This is a genomic window from Rhizobium sp. 01T417, assembly GCF_056398905.1.
In genome coordinates this window covers 1-1396 of record NZ_JBFTQH010000131.1, presented here as the reverse complement: position 1 = coordinate 1396, position 1396 = coordinate 1, and the positions used below count along the sequence as shown (strand labels likewise).

Genomic DNA, 1396 nt, shown 5'->3' with positions numbered 1-1396 from the left:
GCTCGCAAGTCGACGTCGTCGTGCTGGCGTTTCATTCGGGTGTCATTCGCCTGCCGCGCGTTGTGTCCGATTATCAGGTAGCGGTTGCACATGCCGCCATCGATGCAGGGGCGGACCTCGTGGTCGGTCATGCGCCGCACCTCCCCAAGGCAATTGAAGTCTATAAAGGCAAGGCAATCTTCTATAGCCTGGGGGTTTTCGCCATGACAAAGTCGTTTGCAGCCCCCTCATGGACAAGCGAACCGGCTTGGGCTCACGGGGCCGTGCGTAATCACACCGATCTCGACCCAGCGTACCCGCTGATGCCTTATGGCCGTGATTGCACGAAGGGTCTGCTGGCTAAACTAAAGGTGTCCAAGCAAGGCGTTCTGCAGGTCTCATTCTTGCCGATGACATTCGATGAGCGCTATCGCCCTCAAATACTGCGTCGCGACGACAAGCGCTTCAACGAGATCGTTGGCTACATGGAGTGGGTTTCGGAAGATATGCCGCACCGCTTCACGGTGAGCGGTGACGAAGTCATCGTCACCGCCTGAAGTTGCCTCGAACAGATGCGAGTGAAATATGGACTTAGGAATCAAAGGTAAAACCGCGCTTGTCACTGCTTCAAGCGGCGGCATGGGCCGAAACATTGCCAACGCTCTCGCGGCCGAGGGAGCGAATATCGCCTTGTTTGCCCGGTCGGCAGACAAGTTGACCGAGGTGGCCGCAGAAATTGAGCGCACTTACGGCGTGCAGGCCCTGCCCGTCGTTGGCGATATGACATCGACGGAAGATGCTGCGCGCCTTGCGTCAACGCTCGAAAAGGAGATGGGTGGGACTGACATTGTCGTCCTCAATACAGCCCGGCCTCCGAACCCGATCCGCTCGACAATCGATGAGAATGATCCGCTTCGCTGGCACGAAGCCTATGAGAACCAATTGCTGAGCGTCATTCAGGTCGTTGCAGCGGTGCTGCCTGGAATGACCCAGCGCGGCTGGGGCCGTCTTGTTGCAGTCACTTCGGCCTCGGTGAAACAGCCGATGCCCCATCACAGTTTGTCCACTGTCTTTCGTGCAGGCGTCACCGCGTACATGAAACACCTGGCAAATGAGGTTGGGCAGCATGGCATCACCGTGAACTGCGTTGCGCCGGCGCTAATCGATACGTCGCATCGAAACTCCGCCGCAGCTTATAGCCCCTCGCAAACCGAGGCCCGCAAGCGGCTGACACCGCTCGGTAGACTCGGGACGCAAGAGGAAATCTCTTCCGTTGTGACCTTCCTCGCGTCTGTGCAAGCGGGATTCATCAACGGCTCCACGGTCCCCGTGGAAGGCGGGATGATAGGATCTTTGTATTAAGGATAGAAGGCTGGCGCATATACTTGCGCCAGCCTTTCAGGCACGGCCGCCAAAC

General features: G+C 58.0%; 2 protein-coding genes. Both read left to right on the top strand.

Annotation, left to right across the window (positions count from 1 at the left end; all coding sequences use genetic code 11):
• On the top strand, positions 1–536 hold a 536-nt coding region (locus AC1DPR_RS31940; protein ID WP_477818024.1), incomplete at its 5' end, for a CapA family protein.
• Positions 537–564: 28 nt separating this feature from the next.
• A complete protein-coding gene (locus AC1DPR_RS31935) occupies positions 565–1341 on the top strand; it encodes an SDR family oxidoreductase (RefSeq protein WP_477106132.1) in 777 nt (258 codons plus the stop codon).
• Positions 1342–1396: the final 55 nt, after the last annotated feature.